19 protein-coding genes are annotated in these 19,992 nt (G+C 70.1%); 12 read left to right on the plus strand and 7 right to left on the minus strand.

Translation table 11 applies throughout. The features are described 5' to 3' along the window. Positions 1–55: 55 nt before the first annotated feature. From SLW52_RS20260 to zwf, 5 genes are all read right to left on the minus strand, one after another. Positions 56–709, minus strand: a complete 654-nt coding sequence (locus SLW52_RS20260; protein WP_153752562.1) for a bifunctional 4-hydroxy-2-oxoglutarate aldolase/2-dehydro-3-deoxy-phosphogluconate aldolase — start codon at positions 707–709, stop codon at positions 56–58. A 76-nt stretch (positions 710–785) separates the two neighbouring features. Continuing rightward, the gene (gene edd, locus SLW52_RS20265) at positions 786–2,702 is read right to left on the minus strand and encodes a phosphogluconate dehydratase (RefSeq protein WP_017917732.1); all 1,917 of its coding nucleotides are present in this window, start codon (positions 2,700–2,702) and stop codon (positions 786–788) included. A gap of 138 nt (positions 2,703–2,840) precedes the next feature. Then, complete coding sequence (pgl, locus tag SLW52_RS20270) at positions 2,841–3,560, minus strand: 6-phosphogluconolactonase (RefSeq protein WP_295961733.1); 720 nt, start codon at positions 3,558–3,560, stop codon at positions 2,841–2,843. Next, a complete protein-coding gene (glk, locus tag SLW52_RS20275; RefSeq protein WP_267084239.1) occupies positions 3,557–4,564 on the minus strand; it encodes a glucokinase in 1,008 nt (335 codons plus the stop codon). Before glk ends, pgl begins: the two co-directional genes overlap by 4 nt. After that, entirely contained in the window at positions 4,561–5,997 is a 1,437-nt protein-coding gene (gene zwf / locus SLW52_RS20280; protein ID WP_026144039.1) for a glucose-6-phosphate dehydrogenase, read from the minus strand. Before zwf ends, glk begins: the two co-directional genes overlap by 4 nt. 441 nt (positions 5,998–6,438) lie before the next feature. On the opposite strand from zwf, the gene ugpC reads away from it, so the two are divergent. Next, positions 6,439–7,557 carry a sn-glycerol-3-phosphate ABC transporter ATP-binding protein UgpC gene (gene ugpC / locus SLW52_RS20285; RefSeq protein WP_320741118.1) on the plus strand — a complete coding sequence of 373 codons (1,119 nt, stop codon included), beginning with the start codon at positions 6,439–6,441 and terminating at the stop codon, positions 7,555–7,557. 23 nt (positions 7,558–7,580) lie between these two features. On the opposite strand, the gene SLW52_RS20290 is transcribed toward ugpC, so the two are convergent. Beyond that, positions 7,581–8,453: a folate-binding protein gene (locus SLW52_RS20290; protein ID WP_295961728.1), complete on the minus strand. Its 873-nt coding sequence runs from the start codon at positions 8,451–8,453 to the stop codon at positions 7,581–7,583. Between the two features lie 39 nt (positions 8,454–8,492). Between SLW52_RS20290 and SLW52_RS20295 the strand changes: the two genes are divergently transcribed. The 9 genes from SLW52_RS20295 (at position 8,493) to lolD (ending at position 14,996) form a co-directional block, all read left to right on the plus strand. Then, a complete protein-coding gene (locus tag SLW52_RS20295) occupies positions 8,493–8,663 on the plus strand; it encodes a DUF1674 domain-containing protein (protein WP_081481960.1) in 171 nt (56 codons plus the stop codon). Between the two features lie 60 nt (positions 8,664–8,723). Beyond that, a complete protein-coding gene (gene sdhC / locus SLW52_RS20300; RefSeq protein WP_026144277.1) occupies positions 8,724–9,116 on the plus strand; it encodes a succinate dehydrogenase, cytochrome b556 subunit in 393 nt (130 codons plus the stop codon). Next, a complete protein-coding gene (sdhD, locus tag SLW52_RS20305) occupies positions 9,113–9,499 on the plus strand; it encodes a succinate dehydrogenase, hydrophobic membrane anchor protein (RefSeq protein WP_017908440.1) in 387 nt (128 codons plus the stop codon). Before sdhC ends, sdhD begins: the two co-directional genes overlap by 4 nt. 29 nt (positions 9,500–9,528) lie before the next feature. Then, positions 9,529–11,319, plus strand: a complete 1,791-nt coding sequence (sdhA, locus tag SLW52_RS20310) for a succinate dehydrogenase flavoprotein subunit (RefSeq protein WP_010342654.1) — start codon at positions 9,529–9,531, stop codon at positions 11,317–11,319. 102 nt (positions 11,320–11,421) lie between these two features. Beyond that, on the plus strand, positions 11,422–12,204 hold the full coding sequence (locus SLW52_RS20315; RefSeq protein WP_320741121.1) for a succinate dehydrogenase iron-sulfur subunit: 783 nt from the start codon (positions 11,422–11,424) through the stop codon (positions 12,202–12,204). A 127-nt stretch (positions 12,205–12,331) separates the two neighbouring features. Continuing rightward, positions 12,332–12,580 carry a succinate dehydrogenase assembly factor 2 gene (locus SLW52_RS20320; RefSeq protein ID WP_017908443.1) on the plus strand — a complete coding sequence of 83 codons (249 nt, stop codon included), beginning with the start codon at positions 12,332–12,334 and terminating at the stop codon, positions 12,578–12,580. Further along, positions 12,531–12,983, plus strand: a complete 453-nt coding sequence (locus SLW52_RS20325; protein ID WP_320741123.1) for a hypothetical protein — start codon at positions 12,531–12,533, stop codon at positions 12,981–12,983. The genes SLW52_RS20320 and SLW52_RS20325 overlap by 50 nt, the downstream gene beginning before the upstream one ends. A 23-nt stretch (positions 12,984–13,006) precedes the next feature. Beyond that, positions 13,007–14,251 carry a lipoprotein-releasing ABC transporter permease subunit gene (locus tag SLW52_RS20330; RefSeq protein ID WP_320741124.1) on the plus strand — a complete coding sequence of 415 codons (1,245 nt, stop codon included), beginning with the start codon at positions 13,007–13,009 and terminating at the stop codon, positions 14,249–14,251. A 37-nt stretch (positions 14,252–14,288) separates the two neighbouring features. Continuing rightward, on the plus strand, positions 14,289–14,996 hold the full coding sequence (lolD, locus tag SLW52_RS20335; protein WP_017909302.1) for a lipoprotein-releasing ABC transporter ATP-binding protein LolD: 708 nt from the start codon (positions 14,289–14,291) through the stop codon (positions 14,994–14,996). Positions 14,997–15,563: 567 nt separating this feature from the next. Here lolD and SLW52_RS20340 read toward each other — a convergent pair. Beyond that, positions 15,564–16,628: an SDR family oxidoreductase gene (locus SLW52_RS20340; RefSeq protein WP_295909406.1), complete on the minus strand. Its 1,065-nt coding sequence runs from the start codon at positions 16,626–16,628 to the stop codon at positions 15,564–15,566. Between the two features lie 258 nt (positions 16,629–16,886). Here SLW52_RS20340 and SLW52_RS20345 point away from each other — a divergent pair, with 258 nt between their 5' ends. Together SLW52_RS20345 and SLW52_RS20350 are read left to right on the plus strand one after the other, a co-directional pair. Beyond that, a complete protein-coding gene (locus tag SLW52_RS20345; RefSeq protein WP_320741126.1) occupies positions 16,887–19,439 on the plus strand; it encodes a DNA internalization-related competence protein ComEC/Rec2 in 2,553 nt (850 codons plus the stop codon). Further along, complete coding sequence (locus tag SLW52_RS20350; protein ID WP_026143405.1) at positions 19,333–19,992, plus strand: MotA/TolQ/ExbB proton channel family protein; 660 nt, start codon at positions 19,333–19,335, stop codon at positions 19,990–19,992. The genes SLW52_RS20345 and SLW52_RS20350 overlap by 107 nt, the downstream gene beginning before the upstream one ends.

The raw sequence follows: 19,992 nt of genomic DNA on the forward strand, positions 1-19,992 counted from the left end.
CGAATCCCCAATCCCGAATGCCCAATCCCGGCGGCCGCGACTGCGGCCGCCGCGGCTACCGCGCCGCCGCCACGATCGCGGCCGCCTTCGCCGAGCTCTCGCGCACCTTGTCCCAGGCGCCGTCGGCCAGCCAGTCCTTGGGCACCATCCACGAGCCGCCGATGCAGACCACGTTCGGCTGGGCCAGGTATTCGGCGGCGGTGCTCTCGCCGATGCCGCCGGTGGGGCACAGCTTGAGTTCGGCCAGGGGGCCGGCCAGGCCCTTGAGCATCGCCAGGCCGCCGACGGCGGAGGCGGGGAACAGCTTGCACACGCGGAAGCCGCGCTCCATCAGCGCCAGCAGTTCGCTCGGGGTGGCCGCGCCCGGCACCACCGGCAGCGGCGCCTGCGCCAGGGCGTCGGCCAGGGTCGGGGTGGTGCCCGGGGTGACGATGAAATCGGCACCGGCGTCGATCGATTGCTGCAGCTGGGTGGCGTTGAGCACGGTGCCGGCGCCGATCACGATGTCCGGCAGCTCGCGCTTGAGCATCGCCAGCGCCTCCATCGCCACCGGCGTGCGCAGGGTCAGTTCGATCGCCGGCAGGCCGCCTTCGAGCAGTGCGGCCGAGACGCGGCGCGCTTCTTCCAGGGTGTGGACGGTGACGACGGGCAGGATGCCGGCCGCGCGCAGCAGCTGTTCGGCCTTGGTCTGGTGTTCGGCGATGGTCATGGGCGTCTCGGTTGCGAAGGGGGCGAGGCCCTGGCCGCGCACGGCCAGGGCGGGGTAGGGCGAACGGCGGCGCCGGTCAGGCGTCCTTGGCTTCGTGCGGCGCGGCGGCGGCCTCGGCATCGCGGCCCAGGTCGTACTCGGCGTCGTAGTTCCACAGGTCGCCGTCGGCGGCCGGCGGGCCGCAGGAGATCGACAGCGCACCCTGGTCGGCCGGGCCGACCATGCGGCGGTTGAGCCCGAACAGGTTGCGGCCCAGGTCGTGCGCGGCCGGCGCGGTGTTCGGCGCCAGCGGGCGTGCGGCCCACTCGGCGGCGTCCACCAGCACTTCCAGGGTGCCGGCCTCGCCGTCCAGGCGCACGATGTCGCCTTCGCGCACCCGCGCCAGGGGGCCGCCGCGCGCCGCTTCCGGGGTCACGTGGATGGCCGCGGGGAACTTGCCGGAGGCGCCGGACAGGCGTCCGTCGGTGACCAGCGCCACGCGCCGGCCCTGGTTCTGCAGCAGGCCCAGCAGCGGCGCCAGCGAATGCAGTTCCGGCATGCCGTTGGCCTGCGGGCCCTGGTAGCGCAGCACCACCACGAAGTCGTGCGGCAGCGCGCCGGCGGCGTGCAGCTTGTTCAGCGCCTGCGGCGCGTCGATCACCACGGCCGGCGCTTCGATGGTGCGGAACTGCGGCTTCACCGCCGACAGCTTGATCAGCGAGCGGCCGAGGTTGCCGCGCAGCAGGCGCAGGCCGCCCTGCGCCTCGAACGGGTTGGACGCCGGGCGTACCACGGCCTCGTCGGCGCTCTTGGCCGGGCTCGGCACGTAGGCCAGCTTGCCGTCCTGCACGCAGGGCTCGTCGCCGTAGGCGCGCATGCCGCCTGGCACGATGGTGGCCAGGTCGTCGTGCATCAGCCCGGCGTCCATCAGCTCGCGGAACACGAAGCCGATGCCGCCGGCGGCGGCGAAGTGGTTCACGTCGGCCTCGCCGTTCGGATACACCCGCGCCAGCAGCGGCACCAGCTGCGACAGCGCGTCCAGGTCGTCCCAGGTCAGCACGATGCCGGCCGCGCGCGCCACCGCCAGCCAGTGGATGGTGTGGTTGGTGGAACCGCCGGTGGCCATCAGCGCGACCACCGCGTTGACGATGGCGCGCTCGTCGATCAAGCGGCCCAGCGGGCGGAAGTCGTTGCCCAGGGCGGTGATGCGCAGCGCGCGCTCGGTCGCCTGCTGGGTCAGCGCCTCGCGCAGCGGGGTGCCGGGATTGACGAAGGAGGCGCCGGGCAACTGCACGCCCATCGCTTCCAGCAGCACCTGGTTGGAGTTGGCGGTGCCGTAGAACGTGCAGGTGCCGGGGGCGTGGTAGGACGCCGATTCGGCGGCCAGCAGCTCCTCGCGGGTGGCCTGGCCGGCGGCGTAGCGCTCGCGCACCTCGGCCTTCTGCTTGTTGGGGATGCCCGGGGTCATCGGCCCGGCCGGCACGAACACTGCCGGCAGGTGGCCGAAGGCCAGCGCGCCGATCAGCAGGCCCGGCACGATCTTGTCGCACACGCCCAGGTACAGGCTGGTGTCGAACATGTCGTGGCTGAGGCCGATCGCGGTGGCCTGGGCGATCACGTCGCGCGAGAACAGCGACAGCTCCATGCCCGGCCGGCCCTGGGTCACGCCGTCGCACATCGCCGGCACGCCGCCGGCGACCTGCGCGGTGGCGCCGAGCGCGCGCGCGGTGCTGCGGATGATCTCCGGGTAGTGCTCGAACGGCTGGTGCGCCGAGAGCATGTCGTTGTACGCGGTGATGATGCCGAGGTTGGGGGTGATCCCGCCTTCCAGCCGGCTCTTGTCGGTGGGGCCGCAGGCGGCGAAGCCGTGGGCGAGGTTGCCGCAGCTCAGGCGGCTACGGAACGGACCGTCGCGCAGCGCGGCGTCGATGCCGGCCAGGTAGGCGCGCCGCGACGGCGCACTGCGCTGGCGGATGCGTTCGGTGATCGCGTGGAGGGTCGGATGCAGGCTCATTGGCGGAAGTGGCTATGAAGGGGGAGTCGGGAAACGGGAATCGGGAATCGGAAGAGCGGGAAGCGGGAATCGGAAGAGCGGAAAAGCGTCAGCGCGCAGCCGTTGCGAATCCCCAATCCCCAATCCCCAATCCCGGCCTCACTCGCACCAATGCACGCGCAGGCGCGCACCCGGCGTATCGAAGGCGACGCGGATCGGGTACTCGTGCGGATCGGTGCCGGCCAGCGCGCGCTCCAGTACCTCCAGCTTCTGCTTGCCGCGCAACAGCAGCATGCGCTGGCCGATCGGCGCCAGGCCGGCCGGGGTCAGGGTGATGCGCAGCGGCCAGGTGTTGGCGCCGGGGCAGCCGGTGGCGTCGAGCGCGGCGTAGGGCAGTGGATTGGCCAGGGCCTTGTTCAGGTCGGTGGCGCCCGGGAACAGCGAGGCGGTGTGGCCGTCGCCGCCCATGCCCAGCACCGCCATGCACGGGGCCGGGGCGTGCTGCGCGTGCAGGTTGGCCGCGTGCACGCAGTCCTGCAGCGGCTTGCCGACCCGCACCAGCGGTTCGAAGCGCGCCTCTTCGGCGCGGTCCAGCAGACTGTGCCGGACCAGGTAGGCGTTGCTGTCGCTGTCCTGCGGCGACAGCCAGCGCTCGTCGACCAGGCCGACCTCCAGTTTCGACCAGTCCAGCGGCAACTCGGCCAGCGCCTGGTACACCGGCGCCGGGGTGGTGCCGCCGGACAGCAGCAGGCGCGCGCCGCCGCGGCGCTGGATCTCCTCGCGCAGCGCGGTGCCGATCTCGGCCGCCGCCGCGTCGATCCATTCGTCCGGATCGTCGTAGCGGATCAGCGTGATGCGGTCGGACAGCGTGGGGCTCATGCGATGGCTCCTGGGGATTGCCGCGCGGCGTCCACCGCGTAGGCGGCGGCGCCGAGCAGGCCGGGACGGGGGTGGATCACCGCCAGCGACGGCACCCGCGCCATGATCGACGAAAACCGGCCCTTGTGCTCGAAGCGCTGGCGGAATCCGGAATGCTGGATCGCGTCGAGCATCTTCGGCACCAGCCCGCCGGTCAGGAACACGCCGTCCCAGGCGCCCTGCATCAGCACCAGGTCGCCGGCGATGGCGCCGAACACGGCGCAGAACACGTCCACCGTGCGCATCGCCCGGTAGTCGCCCTGCGCGGCGCGCGCGGTGATGTCCTCCGGCTGCAGCGGGCCCGGGTCGTCGCCGGCGATCTCACTGAGCGCGCGGTGGATGTTGACCAGGCCGGGGCCGCAGATCAGGCGCTCGTTGGAGACGCGGCCGAACTGCTGCGAGAGCAGTTCCAGGATGCGGATCTCCTCCGGCGTGCCCGGCGGGAAGCTGACATGGCCGCCCTCGGTCTCCAGCGGGAAGCAGCGCCCGCCGCGCATCAGCAGGCCGCCCACGCCCAGGCCGGTGCCGGGGCCGATCACCCCGTAGTTGCGCGGCACCTCGATCGACGACGGCGTCCAGCTGGCGCCGCCGACCTGGACCACGTCCTGCGGCCGCAGCAGGCTGATCGCCATCGCCTGCGCGGCGAAGTCGTTGATCAGGTGCAGTTCGTCGAAGCCGAGCATGGCGCGGGTGCGCGCCCGCGAGATCACCCATGGATGGTTGGTGATGCGCGCTTCGTCGCCATCGACGCGGCCGGCGACCGCGAAGGTGCCGCTGCGCGCGTCCACCCCGGTCTGTTCCAGGTAGTGGCGGGCGGCGTCGCCCAGCGACGGGAATTCCACCACCGAATAGGTCTGGGTGCTGTCGTCGAGCAGCGGCACCGAGGCGTCGAGATCGGCGAGGGCGAAACGGGCATTGGTGCCGCCGATGTCGGCGACCAGCACCGGGCGCTGCGGCGCGCTCATTGCGCGACCTTCGGCGCGGCGCCGGACTGGTCGCAGGAGACGTAGGCCTGCGCTTCCTCCGGCCCCCAACTGCCGGCCGGGTAGGGCAGCAGCGGCAGGTGCGCCTGCGCCCAGGCGGCGCTGACGCTGTCGATCCAGGCCCAGGCGGCGCGGACTTCGTCGTCGCGCACGAACAGCGCATGGTTGCCGTTGAGCGCGTCGAGCATCAGCCGCTCGTAGGCGATGCGCCGGTGCAGGCCGGTGGGCACCGACAGTTCCAGCTCCAGCGGCTGCAGTTCCAGCGCGCCCCATTCCGGGCCGGCCAGGCTGCTCATCAGCCCCAGTTCGATGTTTTCCTGCGGCTGCAGCTGGAAGGTCAGCCGGTTCGGCGCCACCTGCTGCGCGGCCGGGCGCTCGAACAGCCAGTGGGTGACCGGCTTGAGCGTGACCACCACGCGGGTGGAGCGCTCGGCCAGGCGCTTGCCGGTGCACAGCCGGAACGGCACCCCGGCCCAGCGCCAGTTGTCGATGTAGGCGGTGACCGCGGCGAAGGTCTCCACGTCGCTGCCTTCCGGCGGCTGGTAGGCCTGCGCCGGCTGGCCGTTGATGGTGCCGGCGGTGTAGCGCCCGCGCACGCTGTCGCGGGCGGCATGCTCGGCGCTGAGCGGACGCAGCGCGCGCAGCACCTTGACCTTCTCGTCGCGGATGCGGTCGGCTTCCAGCGACGCCGGCGGCTCCATCGCCACCAGGCACAGCAACTGCAGGATATGGCTCTGCACCATGTCGCGCAGCGCACCGGAACGCGCGTAGTAGGCGTCGCGGCCGTCCACGCCCTCGCTCTCGGCGACCAGGATGTCCACCGACTCGATGTAGTTGCGGTTCCACACCGCTTCCAGCAGCGTGTTGCCGAAGCGCAGCGCGATCAGGTTCTGCACCGCGGCCTTGCCCAGGTAGTGGTCCAGGCGGAACACGCGGTCCTCGTCGATCAGCGCGCCGATCGCCTGCACGATCTCGCGGGCGCTGTCCGAGTCGTGCCCGATCGGCTTCTCCAGCATCAGCCGGTGCGGTGCGGCCAGGGCGCCGCCCAGGGCCAGGCCCTGGCAGGTGCTGATGTACAGCCCCGGCGGGATCGCCAGGTAGCTCACGCAGCGGCGTGCGGTCAGGTCGCGCACCGCGGCGGCCACCGATTCGGCATCGCGCAGGTCCACCGAGCGGTAGTCGATGCGCGCCAGCAGCGCCTGCACGATCGATTCGCCGATCTGCGGCATCGCCGCCTGCAGGCGCGGCTTGAGGATCTCGTGGAACTTGGCGGTGTCGTGCGGCGACAGCGCCAGTGCGCGGATGCGGAAGTCTTCCGGCAGGAAGCCGTCGTCCAGCATGCGCAGCAGCGAGGGGAACAGGTAGCGCTGGGCCAGATCGCCGGTGGCGCCGAACAACAGGAAGGTATCGTGCATCGACCGGGTTTCGGTTTCGGGTGACATGGTGTCGATCACCTGGGGGCTAGGAGTGACGTGGCGTGGGAAAGCGAACGGCGGCGACGGCCTGTATCCGGCCGGTTCGGGCGAGGGCGTGACGCGGGAGGGCCGCCAGGCGGGAACGCACGATCCAGGAGATGAATACGACTGCCAGACCTCTGAGCATACCTCTCCAATGCCTCATGCTGCAGGTCGGCTGTCATCCCGCAGGATGACGGGCGCGCGCCGGATCGGCGGCTGGCGGATCGCATTGCATGCCCTCCCAGGCTCGATGTTGCCCCGTGAAAACGGTTACATGGCAGAATACCGCATCGCGATCCATTGTTGCCTGCGCGCGGGCATGATGCGACCCGAATTCGTATGCACTGCCCTCGGGAGGGACCGGCGGCAGCCCGTTCCTCACTGCCGGAAACCGGATACATGGCGAAAGTACAACTGGACAACATCCGCAAGGTCTACGACAACGGCCAGGTCGCCGTGCACGGGGCCAGCTTCGAAGTGGCCGACGGCGAACTGATGGTGCTGGTCGGGCCCTCGGGCTGCGGCAAGTCCACGCTGCTGCGCATGATCGCCGGCCTGGAAGAGATCAGCGGCGGCGAGCTGCGCATCGGCGAGCGTGTGGTCAACGAGGTGGCGCCGAAGGACCGCGACATCGCCATGGTGTTCCAGAGCTATGCGCTGTACCCGCACATGACCGTGGCCGAGAACCTGGCGTTCGGGCTCAAGCTGCGCGGCGAGAGCAAGGAGGTCATCCGCCAGCGCGTGGCCGCCGCCGCCGACACTCTGGGCCTGACCCCGATGCTGGACAAGCTGCCGCGCGCCATGTCCGGCGGCCAGCGCCAGCGCGTGGCGCTGGGCCGCGCGCTGGTGCGCGAGCCGGCGGTGTTCCTGCTCGACGAGCCGCTGTCCAACCTGGACGCCAAGCTGCGCCATTCGGTGCGCACCGAGATCGCGCAACTGCACCGCAAGCTCGGCACCACCATGATCTACGTCACCCACGACCAGGTCGAAGCGATGACCCTGGGCCAGCGCATCGTCGTGCTCAAGGACGGGGTGATCCAGCAGATCGACACGCCGATGGCGCTGTACGACCGCCCGGCCAACCTGTTCGTGGCCGGTTTCCTCGGCAGCCCGGCGATGAACGTGCTGCGCGGGCGGCTGGTCGACGAGGGCGGCCTGCAGCTGCAGTTGCAGGACGGCGGGCGGGTGCCGCTGCCAGGCGCGCAGGTCGCGCCGCAGTGGCTGGGCCGGGAACTGGCGATCGGCGTGCGGCCGGAGCACCTGCAGCCCAGCGACGACGCACAGGGCGGCTTCGAGGCCACCATCGAGGTGATCGAGCCGGTCGGCAACGAGATCTTCGTCAATCTCAGCCACGGCGCGCAGCCGCTGGTGATGCGGGTGGCGCCGCGCGCGCTGCCGGGCCTGGGCGAGCGCCTGCGGGTGGCGGTGCGCGGCGATGCGCTGCACTTCTTCGATGCCGAGAGTGGGGGGCGCCTGGAGAGCGGGGAGTCGGGAATCGGGAATCGGGAATCGCAATAGCAACAGCGAAAGCGCCGGCGCGCTCAGCGCGCCAGGCCGTCGATCAGGGGCTGCCAACGTGCGGGGTGGCCGTCGACGTCCAGTCCCGCCGGCGGCGCCTCCTCGAGCGGCAGCACCGCCAAGGCCAGGGTGCCGGCGACGCTGACCACGCTGCCGAATGGCTGGCCGTCGCGCTGCACCGGTGCATCGATGGTGACGGGCGCATCCACTTCCAGCAATTGCGCGGTGCGCTTGGCCTTGCCCAGGAAGTGGGTGCGGGCGACGATTTCCTGGCCGGGGTAGCAGCCCTTCTTGACGCTGAAGGCGTGCAGCCGGTCCAGGCCCAACTGCTGCGGCGTCCACTGTTCGCGCTGGCTCGGCGCAAGCCGGGCCAGGCCCAGGCGCAGGTCGGCCGCGCGCCAGGCCTCAGCCAGCGCCGGGTCGGCGGCCGGCGCATCCGCGGCCGGCGTCGGCACCAGGCGCAGGGTGCGCGGCAGGCCGTCGCCGCCCATGTCCAGTTCGATCACGCCGGCCTCATCGTGCGCTGACGTCGCGCCGCGGGCCTGCTCGGGTAGGCTCAAACGACCGAAGGCATGCAGCGTGTCCTCGACCGTCACGCGCAGTTTGCGCCGGAACACGAAGCGGCTCAGTGCCGTTGCCAGTTCCTCGGCGCCGCCGTCGGCCAGCAGCATCAGCAAGGCGTCGTCGGCCTGGCGCAGCAGCGCGAACACCGCGATCACCCGGCCCTTGGCGGTGAGCCAGGCGTTCCACTGCCACTGGCCCACGGCCAGCGCCTGCACGTCGTTGGCGAATTGCGCATGGGCGAAGGCCGCTGCATCCGGACCGCGCAATGCGACGTATTGCAGGTGTGGCAAGGCGGAAAAACCGCCGGATTCCAGATTCAGGTTGTCAGGCACGAGAGGGGAGGACTAAAATTGACGAGTTGTGAGACCCGCATGATAGGCCAACCAACCCCCACACCCGAGTCCGATCCCGAAACGCAGCGGCCCGCCGAGGACACCCCTCCGCAGACCGAGCCTGCGCCGCGGGAGATCGGCGGGCGCGGCGGCCTCGAGCCGACGCGCTACGGCGACTGGGAGAAAAACGGACGCTGCATCGATTTTTGAGCAGCTTTGAGCCAACGCGGCCTTAAGCACGCCGCCCAGCCGAGACAACGAGCCCAGCGAATGGCTACGCGCGAACGTCCCCTTTCCCCGCATCTGCAGGTCTATCGCTGGCAGATCCAGATGGTCACCTCCATCCTGCACCGTGCCACCGGCATCGTGCTGTCGGTCGGTGCCCTGATCATCGCCGCCGCGCTGCTGGTGCTGATGCTCGGCCCGGCGTCCTGGAACTGCTTCCGCGGCATGGCCGGCGCCTGGTACGGCCAGGTATTCCTGTTCGCCTGGAGCTGGGCCTTCGCCTACCACCTGTGCAACGGCCTGCGCCACATCGTGCAGGACTTCGGCCATGGCTACAGCATTCCCGCGTTCGTGCGCAGCAGCTGGATGTCGGTGGTCGGCAGCCTGGTGATCGTGGCGCTGATCTGGGCCTACGTCCTCCACGGAGCCGCCGCATGAGCCGCTATCGCACCCCCCTGAAGAACGTCCGCGGCCTGGGCGCGGCCAAGTCCGGCACCGAGCATTTCGTGCTGCAGCGGCTGACCGCCACTGCGCTGGTCGGCCTGACCGTGTGGTTCCTGGTGTTCGTATTGAGCCTGCTCGGCGCCGACTACGTCACCGCCACCGAAGCGGTGGCCAAGCCGTGGAACGCGGTGCTGCTGGTCGGCTTCCTGATCGCGATGTTCTGGCATGCGCAGATCGGCCTGCAGGTCATTCTCGAAGATTACGTACACAACTCGCTGCTGGCCCTGGCGCTGCAGACCACGGTGAAGTTCGTCGCCGTGCTCGGCGCGATCGTCGGTGTATTCGCGGTCGCCCGCATCGCGCTGGGCAGCGCCTGATCGGCGCCCGGAACAGGAACTCAGATTCGATGTCCGCTTACAAGATCACCGAACACAAGTACGACATGGTCGTGGTCGGCGCCGGCGGCGCCGGCCTGCGCGCCACCTTCGGCCTGGCCCAGAAGGGCCTGCAGACGGTCTGCCTCACCAAGGTCTTCCCGACCCGTTCGCATACCGTGGCCGCGCAGGGCGGCATCTCCGCCGCGCTCGGCAACATGGGCGAGGACGACTGGCGCTACCACTTCTACGACACCATCAAGGGCTCGGACTGGCTGGGCGACCAGGACGCCATCGAGTACATGTGCCGCGAGGCGATCCCAGCGATCATCGAGCTGGAGCACTACGGCGTGCCGTTCAGCCGCACCGAGGACGGCAAGATCTACCAGCGTCCGTTCGGCGGCATGACCACCAAGTACGGCGAAGGCCCGTCCGCGCAGCGCACCTGCGCCGCCGCCGACCGCACCGGCCACGCCATGTTGCACACGCTGTACCAGCAGTCGCTGGCGCACAACGCGCGCTTCATGATCGAGTACTTCGCGCTCGACCTGATCTTCGACGAGGAAGGCGCCTGCCGCGGCGTGCTCGCCCTGGACATGGCCGAAGGCTCGCTGCATCTGTTCCGCGCCCACGGCGTGGTGCTGGCCACCGGCGGCTACGGCCGCGCCTACTTCAGCGCCACCTCGGCGCACACCTGCACCGGCGACGGCGGCGGCCTGGTGATGCGCGCCGGCCTGCCGATGCAGGACATGGAGTTCGTGCAGTTCCACCCGACCGGCATCTACGGCGCCGGCTGCCTGATCACCGAAGGCGTGCGCGGCGAAGGCGGCATCCTGCGCAACAGCAGCGGCGAGCGCTTCATGGAGCGCTACGCGCCGCACTACAAGGATCTGGCCTCGCGCGACGTGGTGTCGCGCTCGATGACCATCGAGATCCGCGAAGGCCGCGGCGTCGGCGAGCACAAGGACCACATCCTGCTCGACCTGACCCACCTCGGCCCGGGCGTGATCGACGACAAGCTGCCCGGCATCGCCGAGAGCGCGCGCATCTTCGCCGGTGTCGACGTGCACAAGCAGCCGATCCCGGTGATCCCGACCGTCCACTACAACATGGGCGGCATCCCGACCAACTACCACGGCGAAGTGGTGCGCAAGGACGGCGACAACCCCGATGCGGTGGTGCCGGGCCTGTACGCCATCGGCGAGGCCGCCTGCGTGTCGGTGCACGGCGCCAACCGCCTGGGCTCCAACTCGCTGCTCGACCTGGTGGTGTTCGGCCGCGCGGTGGCCAACCGCTGCGCCGAGACGATCAAGACCGGCGCCCCGCACAAGGGCCTGCCGGGCGACGCCTGCGACAAGGCGCTGGGCCTGCTGGACAAGCTGCGCAACGCCAACGGCAGCACCCCGACCTCGGTGATCCGCGACAAGATGCAGCGCACCATGCAGTCCGACGCGGCGGTGTTCCGTACCAGCAAGACGCTGAAGGAAGGCGTGGACAAGATGGCCGACATCTTCGCCAGCTTCGAGGACGTCAAGGTGTCCGACCGCTCGCTGGTGTGGAATTCCGACCTGATCGAGACCTACGAGCTAAACAACCTGCTGCTCAACGCAGTGGCGACGATCAACTCGGCCGAACAGCGCAAGGAAAGCCGCGGCGCGCACGCCCACGAGGATTTCCCCGACCGCGACGACGTCAACTGGCAGAAGCACACGCTGGTCACCGTCGACGACAAGGGCCAGTGCAGCTTCGACTACCGCCCGGTGCACATGTACACGCTCAGCAAGGACGTGGACGTGGTGCCGCCGAAGCCGCGCGTTTACTGACCAAAGCCGGGATTGGGGATTGGTGATTCGGGATTCGAACACTTCGCTTCCTGCTTTCAACGCCTCCCCAATCCCTAATCCCCAATCCCGGATTTAAAAGCCATGGCAGAGTTCACCCTCCCCAAGAATTCCAAGATCCGCAAGGGCAAGCACTTTCCCGCCAAGGGCGCGAAGAACGTGCGGACCTTCAAGGTCTACCGGTGGAATCCGGACGACGACAGCAACCCGCGGACCGACACCTACGAGGTGGACCTGGACGCGTGCGGCCCGATGGTTCTGGACGCACTGATCAAGATCAAGAACGAGATCGACCCGACCCTGACCTTCCGCCGCTCGTGCCGCGAAGGCATCTGCGGGTCGTGCGCGATGAACATCGACGGCACCAATACGCTGGCCTGCACCAAGGCGATCGCCGACTGCGGCAAGAAGGAAGTGCCGATCTACCCGCTGCCGCACATGAGCGTGGTCAAGGATCTGGTGCCGGACCTGACCCACTTCTACGCGCAGTACGCCTCGATCAAGCCGTGGATCCGTACCCAGACCCCGCCGCCGCCGGATCGCGAGCGGCTGCAGTCGCCGGAGGACCGCAAGAAGCTCGACGGCCTGTACGAGTGCATCCTGTGCGCCTGCTGCTCGACCAGCTGCCCGAGCTACTGGTGGAACGGCGAGCGTTACCTGGGCCCGGCGATCCTGCTGCAGGCCTACCGCTGGATCATCGACTCGCGCGACGAGGACACCGGTGCGCGCCTGGACGATCTGGAAGATCCGTTCAAGCTGTACCGCTGCCACACCATCATGAACTGCGCGCGGACCTGCCCGAAGGGCCTGAACCCGGCGCTGGCGATCGCCGAGATCAAGAAGCTGATGATGGCGCGCCGCGCCTGATCGCAGCGGCGGACGTTCCACGCGGCGGGCCTGCCCGCCGACCGCGCGGCACCGGCTTTCGGGTTCGGTGCCGCGTTCGTTTTCGGCGGCTGCCGTGCGGCGCCGCCTCCAGGCAAGGGCGCATGCGATGGACGAGACCACCGAACTGAAGAAGCTGCGCTGGCGCTGCCGGCGCGGCATGCGCGAACTGGATCAGCTGTTCGGCCGTTACCTGGACCGGCGCTGGGGGGAAGCTTCCGAGGACGAGCGCGGGGTTTTCCTATACCTGCTCGATTGCGAGGACGATAAGTTGTGGCGCTGGTTCATGGGCTACGAGGCCTGTCCCGATGCACGCGCCGCCGATCTCATCGCTTCCATCCGCGCCATGCCGGCTTGACTGGCGCCCCTCGCGCTGGCTGCTGGCCGCGCTGACCCTGCTCGGCGCGCTGGCGCCGCTGTCGCTGCTCGGCTCCGACCTGCCGCCACACCTGGCCTGGCCGGCGGCCGCGCTGGCGCTGCTGTATGCGGGGTGGCTGCTGCGCCGTGAGGCCGGGCGGGCGCCGCGCAAGCTGCTGGTTCCCTCTGGCGCCGGTACGCCCAGCATCGATGGCGTGGCGGTGAGCGCGCTGCAGGTCGACTGGCGCGGACCGCTGGCGTTCGTGCGCTGGCGCGATGCGCAGGGGCGCACCCAGCGCCTGGCGTGGTGGCCGGACACGCTGCCGCCGGCGGCACGACGTGAACTGCGTCTGGCCGCTGCCGCCCATGCCGCTTCGTCTGCGCCGCCGCAAATGGCACCATAGCGCTCCCTGGATGGTGGCTGCGCATGTTCAAACCCTTACCCGTGGCCATCGGCCTGCGCTATCTGCGCGCCAAGCGCCGCAACAATTTCATCTCCTTCATCTCCATGGCCTCGATCCTCGGCATCGCCCTGGGCGTGACCGTGCTGATCACCACCCTGGCGGTGATGAGCGGGTTCCAGAAGGAGATCCGCGACCGCCTGCTGCAGATGGCCGCGCACGCCACGGTCAGCGCGCAGGGCGCGCCGATGGAGGACTGGCAGCACGCGGTGGACGTGGCCATGCGCGACAAGCGCGTCGCCGGCGCCGCGCCCTACGTCGAGGAAGAGGCCCTGCTCACCGGCCAGCGCAACCAGCCGGCGATCGTCCGCGGCATCCTGCCCAAGGAAGAGGCCAAGGTCTCGGTGCTGGCGCAGAAGATGAAGCAGGGCTCGGTCGACAGCCTGATCCCGGGGTCGTACAACATCCTGCTCGGCCAGGAACTGGCGCTGTGGCTGGGCGTGGGCGTCGGCGACAAGGTCGTGGTGATGCTGGGCGAGCCGCAGGCCAGCCCGATGGGCATGGTGCCGCGCTACAAGCGCTTCACCGTCAGCGGCATCTTCGAGGCCGGCTACAACGAGATCGACCGCGGCCTGGCGGTGACCAGCATGCCCGACCTGCAGCGGGTGCTGCGCATGGGCGACGGCGTCACCGGCGTGCGCCTGAAGCTGTACGACATGGACCAGGCCTGGAACGTGGCGCGCGACCTGGCGCTGAACCTGCACGGCCCGTACATGGTCAGCGACTGGACCCGCGAGAACGCCAACCTCTACCAGTCGCTGAAGATGGAAAAGACGGTGATGGGCATCCTGCTGTCGCTGATCATCGCGATGGGCGCGTTCAACCTGGTGTCCTCGCAGGTCATGCTGGTGACCGACAAGCAGGCCGACATCGCCATCCTGCGCACGCTGGGGCTGAGCCCGGGCGGGGTGATGCAGGTGTTCATGGTGCAGGGCACGCTGATCGGCGTGATCGGCACCGTCGCCGGCGTGATCGGCGGCATCGTGCTGACGCTCAACCTGGAGCGGATCCTGGCCGGCATCGAGGCGGTGTTCAACATCAAGCTGCTGCCCGAGGACGTCTACTACATCACCGGCCTGCCCACCGACATGCAGCCGCACGACGTCATGGTGATCACCGTCGTGGCCCTGCTGATGAGCTTCCTGGCCACGCTGTACCCGGCCTGGCGCGCGTCGCGCACGCAGCCGGCGGAGGCGCTGCGCTATGAATGAGAGCCGGGAATCGGGAATGGGGAATCGGGAATCGGGAATGCAGAAGCGACAAGCGGACGCGGCGATCCGCGCCGAAGGCCTGGCCAAGACCTATGCCGAAGGCAAGATGCGCACGCCGGTGTTCGACGGCCTGGAGCTGAGCGTGGCGGCGGGCGAGACCGTGGCCATCGTCGGCGCCTCCGGTGCCGGCAAGAGCACCTTGCTGCACCTGCTCGGCGGCCTCGACGTGCCGACCTCCGGTGAGGTCTACGTGGCCGGGCAGCGCATGTCGGCGCTGACCGACGCGGCGCGCGGGCAGTTGCGCAACCGTTCGCTGGGCTTCGTCTACCAGTTCCATCACCTGCTGCCAGAGTTCACTGCGCTGGAGAATGTGATGATGCCGGTGCTGCTGGGCGGCGCGCCGATCCAGGACGCCGATGCCCGCGCCCGCGCGCTGCTGGAATCGGTGGGCCTGGGCCATCGCCTAGAGCACAAGCCGGGCGAACTGTCCGGCGGCGAGCGCCAGCGCGCCGCGGTGGCGCGTGCGCTGGTCAATCGCCCGGCCTGCGTGCTCGGCGACGAGCCGACCGGCAACCTCGACGACAAGACCGCGGCCAACGTGTTCGCGCTGATGCTCGAACTCAACCGCGCGCAGGGCACCAGCCTGGCCCTGGTCACCCACGACCGCAGCCTGGCGCGCAAGCTGGATCGCGTGCTGGAACTGCACCAGGGCAAGCTGCGCGAATTGGCGCCTGCGGACGTTTGAGCGAGCGTGGTGGCGGACGCGATGTGCTGGCGTATCACGGTGTGGGGACGTAATCGCGGCCTGAAGGCGCGCCACTGAATCCTGCTGCGTGCGGGGTCGGGCGTGACAGCCTCGCTTGCTGTGCAGCGCCCGCGGTCACGACAAAAGCAGTGTCCTGCTCACTGATGCGGTGCGCGTCGGGACTGAAGTCCCTCCCACAATGCACATCGCCGCTTCGCCGCGCGGTGGAGCGACGTCAGGCGCGACGAACGAGGCAGCGAGGCGCAGTGGCTTCAGTGCATTTGCCGACGCCGGAGATCCTCGGACAGGCGAAAGCACTTCTAGCGCAAGCGCGCCGTAGAAGCGGCTTCAGCCGCGACGAACGAAGCCGGGCAAGTCGCCGGCGTTGGTTGCTGTCGGCGCCGAAAAACTTCGTACAGCATGCCCAGCAAACACGTCGCCGCGGCAGTGCAGTGTATGTCCCTACCACGGCGGCCGTCCTGGAGCGCACCGCGTGCCCCATAGGCGGCAACCTTCCGGATTGCCGCTTTCCCATTGCATCGGCGACTCTTCACCCAGCCGCGTCCCTCAGGGAATCACCCGCTGCGCGCGCAGCCGCGTGAACAGCTCCAGGAACGAAGCGCGGCTGTCGTAGTAGCCGAGAAAGCCGAGATCGCGGCTCTTGGTCATGTCGTTGACGCACTCGATCTCGCGGCCCAGATCGGCATCGGTATGCCACCACGACGCCAGTTGGTTCACATCCGCCTGCACCAGCCCATGCTGCTCGGCGATCTCGCGCCACAGCGCAGGCGCAGTGTCCTGCAGGCGCGGCTGCAGCGGCATCGGCGCCTCCGGATAAGGGGCAGGCTCCAGGCCGAAGAACGCGGCGATCTCGCCCCACATCCAGCGCCAGCGGAACACGTCGCCGTTGACCGTGTTGAAGGCCTGGTTGCGTGCGGCCGGATTGGTCGCGGCCCAGGCCAGTTGGCGGCCGAGCAGGCCGGCGTCAGTGAGGTCGGTGAGGCTGTCCCACTGCGCGCGCGAACCGGGGAACACGAAGGGCTGCCCGGTGTGCTTGCACAGCGTCGCGTACACCGCCAGGGTCACGCCCATGTTCATCGCATTGCTGCCGTTGGCCTGGCCGATCATGGTGTGCGAGCGGTGCACGCTCCAGCCGAAGCCATGGCGCGCGGCGGCGTCGAACAGCAGGTCTTCCAGCGTGTAGTAGAAATTCTCGCCCGGCTGCCGCGGTTCGCTCTCGCGGAACGGCGTCTCCGCCTTGCCGCTGCCGTAGTGCTCGAACGAGCCCAGGTAATGCTTGGTGCCGGTGACCAGCGCCATGTGCTGCAGCGTCGCGCCGTCCAGGCCCTCGCACAGGTGCCGCAACATCGCGCCGTTGGCGGCGACGTTCTCCTTCTCGGTGTCGCGCCGCGTCCAGGTGCAGAAGAACACGTGGGTGATCGGCAGCCCGCGCAGCGCCGCGATGGTGGCGTCGCGGTCGAGCAGATCGGCCGCCATCGGAATCACGCCTTCCTGCGGCATCGGACGGCGTGCCAGCCCATAGACGGTCCAGCCCTCGGCGACCAGCACGTTGGCGAGGTTGTAGCCGGAGATGCCAGTGACTCCGACGATCAATGCGATACCCTTGCGCATGCGCGAACTCCTTACGACGTGGGGTATCGCACCTTAGGCGCGGGGCGATGAAGCTGCGAAGAACTGCGTCGGGACTGTGACGCGGCGCGCGCTCGCGCGTTAGGCGAATTCTGACGCGGTGTCGCGGCATGGACCGATGGCTCGCGTCCAGGCGGGATGCGACGCTGGCATCGCGATAAAGACGGTGTCGCGCGATGCGCACGTCGCGCCGCTTCGTCTCGCTGCTTCCGATCCATCGATGCCAAGGAGGGCAAGCACATGCAACCGTCGGCAGACGCCGTGCCGTGCCAGGGCCCCGTCGCGACTCGCGCTGCCCGCTGGCCGGCACCGGCGCCGTTCGGCGCTGCGGTCGCGGCCAGCCTCGCCGCCGGCGTGCTGGCCGCGCTGTGGCTGCCGCGCCTGCTGCCCTGGCCGCTGGCCGTGGCGATCCTGCTCGCCGGGGCGTCGCTGTACGTGGCGGCGCCGCGCTGGCGCTGGCTGGGCGCGTTCGCGATCGGCGCCGGCTGGCTGGCGCTGATCGCCGGCATGGTGCTGGCGCGGCAGTTGCCGGCCGACTGGGAAAAACGCGTGGTCGACGTCCGCGGCCAGGTGGTGGAACTGCCGCAGGCGGAGACCCGCCGCACCCGCTTCCTGTTCCGGGTGGACAGCGACGCGGCGCAGCCGGCGCCGTTGCGCGGGCGCCTGCTGCAATTGGCGTGGTACGACGACTTCGGCACGCACCAGGCCGGGCCGCGCAGCGTCCTGCGCGCCGGCGCGCGTTGGCAGTTGCAGGTGCGCCTGCGCGCGCCGCGCGGCTTGAGCAATCCGGGCGGCTTCGATGCCGAGGCCTATGCGCTGGCGCAGCGGATCAGCGCCAGCGGCTACGTGGTGGCGCCGCATGCGGCAGCGCAACTGACGCCGGGGCAGGGCATCGACGCGTGGCGTGCGGATATGTCCGCACGCATCGCCGCGGCCGTGCCGCAGGCCTCGGCGCGCTACGTGCAGGCACTGGCGCTGGGCGACACGCGGCGCCTGGACGATCGCGACTGGCGCATCCTGCGTGCCGCCGGCCTGACCCATCTCATCGCCATTTCCGGCTTCCATGTCGGCCTGGTCGCCGGCGCCTTCGCACTGCTCGGCGGCGGCCTGTGGCGGCTGTGGCCGCAGCTGGGCCGCTACTGGCCGCGCCGCCAGGCCGCGGCGGCGCTGGCGCTGCTCGGCGCCGGCGGCTACACCCTGGTGTCGGGCATGGCCCTGCCGACCGTGCGCACCGCGCTGATGATCGCGGTGGTGGTGGCGGCACGGCTGTGGCGGCGGCCGGTGCGGGTGGTCGACGCATTGGCGCTGGCGGCGATCGCCATGCTGCTCTGCGACCCGCTGGCAGTGCTCTCGGCCGGCTTCTGGCTGAGCTTCCTCGGCGTCGCCTGGCTGGCCTGGTGCATGCCCGACGCCGGCCGCGGCTGGCGCGAGACGCTGCGCAGCTTCCTGACCGCGCAGGGCGTGGCCACGGTCGGCCTGCTGCCGGTGAGCACGATGCTGTTCGGGCAGGCCTCCCTGGTCGGGCCGCTGGCCAACCTGCTGGCGATCCCGTGGTGGAGCCTGGTGGTGGTCCCGCTGGCCTTGCTCGGTACCGCGCTGGAGGCGTTGCATGCCGGCGCCGGTGCCTGGCTGTGGCGCCTGGCCGCGGCCTGCTTCGACCTGACCTGGCCGTTGTTCGTCGCCCTGGGCGAGAGCCGCTTCGCCCTGCGCTGGTTGCCGGAGGCGCGCGACTGGGCGCTGCCGCTGGCCCTGCTGGGCGCGTTCTGGCTGCTGCTGCCGCGCGCGGTGCCGGGCAAACCGCTGGCGGCGATGCTGTGGTTGCCCTTGCTGTGGCCGCCGCTGGAGCGACCGCGACCGGGCGAGGTCGATCTGGTGATGTTCGACGTGGGGCAGGGGCTGTCGTTGCTGGTGCGCACCGCACATCACCAGTTGCTGTACGACACCGGGCCGGCGGTGGAGGACGGCTACGACGCCGGCGAGCGGGTGGTGGTGCCGGCGCTGCATGCGCTCGGCGTGGCGCGGCTGGATCGCGCGGTGATCAGTCATGGCGACAACGACCACGCCGGCGGCCTGGGCGCGGTGCGCGCGGCGCTGCCGATCGGCCTGGTCCAGGCCCCGGCCGACGCGCCGGTGCCGCTGGACCGCCCCTGCGTGACCGGCGATGCCTGGGAATGGGATGGCGTGCGGTTCCGGTTCCTGCATCCGGCGCCGCACTTTCCCTATTTGCGCAACGAGTCCAGTTGCGTGCTGCGCGTGGAGACCGCGCATGGCGCGTTGCTGCTGGCCGGCGACATTGGCGACGTGGTCGAGCGCACGCTGCTGCGCGAGGCGCCGCAGGCGCTGCGCGCCGAGGTGGTGGTGGCGCCGCACCATGGCAGCGCGCATTCCTCGCAGCCGGCCTTCGTCGCCGCCACCGGCGCACGCTTGGTGCTGGTGTCGGCGGCCTACGGCAACCGCTTCGGTCATCCGCATCCGGGCGTGGTGGCGCGCTGGCAGGCGGCCGGCGCCGAGGTCGCCGGCACGCCACAGGGCGGTGCGCTGCGCGTGTGGCTGGGGCGCACGGGCCTGCAATTGCGTGAGCGGCGGCCCTGGCGGGCGCGGCTGTGGGATGCGGCGGAGCGGGCGCGGGCGGCTGCTATCCTATCGGCCAGTGAACGAACGGCCGAGCGTGCCGGAGGGTTGCGACGTGTGGGAACTGGTCAAGGCCGGTGGCTGGCCGATGGTGCCATTGCTGCTGTTGGGCGTGGTCGCGCTGGCGATCGTCCTGGAGCGGTTCTGGAGCCTGCGCCGTAGCGAGGTGTTGCCGCCGGGACTGGGACAGGAAGTGCGCAACTGGGCCACGCGCGGCAAGCTCGACCCCACCCATATCGAATCGCTGCGGCGCAATTCGCCGCTGGGCGCGCTGCTCGCGGCCGGCCTGGACGTGCGCAACCGTCCGCGCGAGATCGTGCGCGAGCGCATCGAGGACACCGGCCGGCACGTCGTGCACCGCATGGAGCGTTACCTGAACGCGTTGGGCACCATCGCCTCGGCCGGGCCGCTGCTCGGCCTGCTCGGCACCGTGGTCGGCATGATCCAGATGTTCCTCGGCATCCTCGACCATGGCCTGGGCGACGTGAACCAGCTCGCCGGCGGCATCGGCAAGGCGCTGGTGTGCACCGCCACCGGCATGATCATCGCGGTGCCGGCGCTGATCTTCCATCGCCATTTCAAGGGCCGCATCGCCGGCTACGTGATCGAGATGGAGCAGGAAGCCACCGCGCTGACCGATGCGCTCGACGGCCATGGCCGTGCGGTTGCGCCGGCACGCGGCGCCGCGTCGAACGCCGCGTCGGCCAAGGGCTGA

The organism is Xanthomonas sp. LF02-5, assembly GCF_034105325.1.
Classification (GTDB): domain Bacteria; phylum Pseudomonadota; class Gammaproteobacteria; order Xanthomonadales; family Xanthomonadaceae; genus Xanthomonas_A; species Xanthomonas_A sontii.

Excerpts from the sequence above, each read along its gene's own strand:
- SLW52_RS20260 (WP_153752562.1), bottom strand. The coding sequence starts at position 709 with ATGACCATCGCCGAACACCAGACCAAGGCCGAACAGCTGCTGCGCGCG.
- edd (WP_017917732.1), bottom strand. The coding sequence starts at position 2,702 with ATGAGCCTGCATCCGACCCTCCACGCGATCACCGAACGCATCCGCCAG.
- pgl (WP_295961733.1), bottom strand. The coding sequence starts at position 3,560 with ATGAGCCCCACGCTGTCCGACCGCATCACGCTGATCCGCTACGACGAT.
- glk (WP_267084239.1), bottom strand. The coding sequence starts at position 4,564 with ATGAGCGCGCCGCAGCGCCCGGTGCTGGTCGCCGACATCGGCGGCACC.
- zwf (WP_026144039.1), bottom strand. The coding sequence starts at position 5,997 with ATGCACGATACCTTCCTGTTGTTCGGCGCCACCGGCGATCTGGCCCAG.
- ugpC (WP_320741118.1), top strand. The coding sequence starts at position 6,439 with ATGGCGAAAGTACAACTGGACAACATCCGCAAGGTCTACGACAACGGC.
- SLW52_RS20295 (WP_081481960.1), top strand. The coding sequence starts at position 8,493 with ATGATAGGCCAACCAACCCCCACACCCGAGTCCGATCCCGAAACGCAG.
- sdhC (WP_026144277.1), top strand. The coding sequence starts at position 8,724 with ATGGCTACGCGCGAACGTCCCCTTTCCCCGCATCTGCAGGTCTATCGC.
- sdhD (WP_017908440.1), top strand. The coding sequence starts at position 9,113 with ATGAGCCGCTATCGCACCCCCCTGAAGAACGTCCGCGGCCTGGGCGCG.
- sdhA (WP_010342654.1), top strand. The coding sequence starts at position 9,529 with ATGTCCGCTTACAAGATCACCGAACACAAGTACGACATGGTCGTGGTC.
- SLW52_RS20315 (WP_320741121.1), top strand. The coding sequence starts at position 11,422 with ATGGCAGAGTTCACCCTCCCCAAGAATTCCAAGATCCGCAAGGGCAAG.
- SLW52_RS20320 (WP_017908443.1), top strand. The coding sequence starts at position 12,332 with ATGGACGAGACCACCGAACTGAAGAAGCTGCGCTGGCGCTGCCGGCGC.
- SLW52_RS20325 (WP_320741123.1), top strand. The coding sequence starts at position 12,531 with ATGCACGCGCCGCCGATCTCATCGCTTCCATCCGCGCCATGCCGGCTT.
- SLW52_RS20330 (WP_320741124.1), top strand. The coding sequence starts at position 13,007 with ATGTTCAAACCCTTACCCGTGGCCATCGGCCTGCGCTATCTGCGCGCC.
- lolD (WP_017909302.1), top strand. The coding sequence starts at position 14,289 with ATGCAGAAGCGACAAGCGGACGCGGCGATCCGCGCCGAAGGCCTGGCC.
- SLW52_RS20340 (WP_295909406.1), bottom strand. The coding sequence starts at position 16,628 with ATGCGCAAGGGTATCGCATTGATCGTCGGAGTCACTGGCATCTCCGGC.
- SLW52_RS20345 (WP_320741126.1), top strand. The coding sequence starts at position 16,887 with ATGCAACCGTCGGCAGACGCCGTGCCGTGCCAGGGCCCCGTCGCGACT.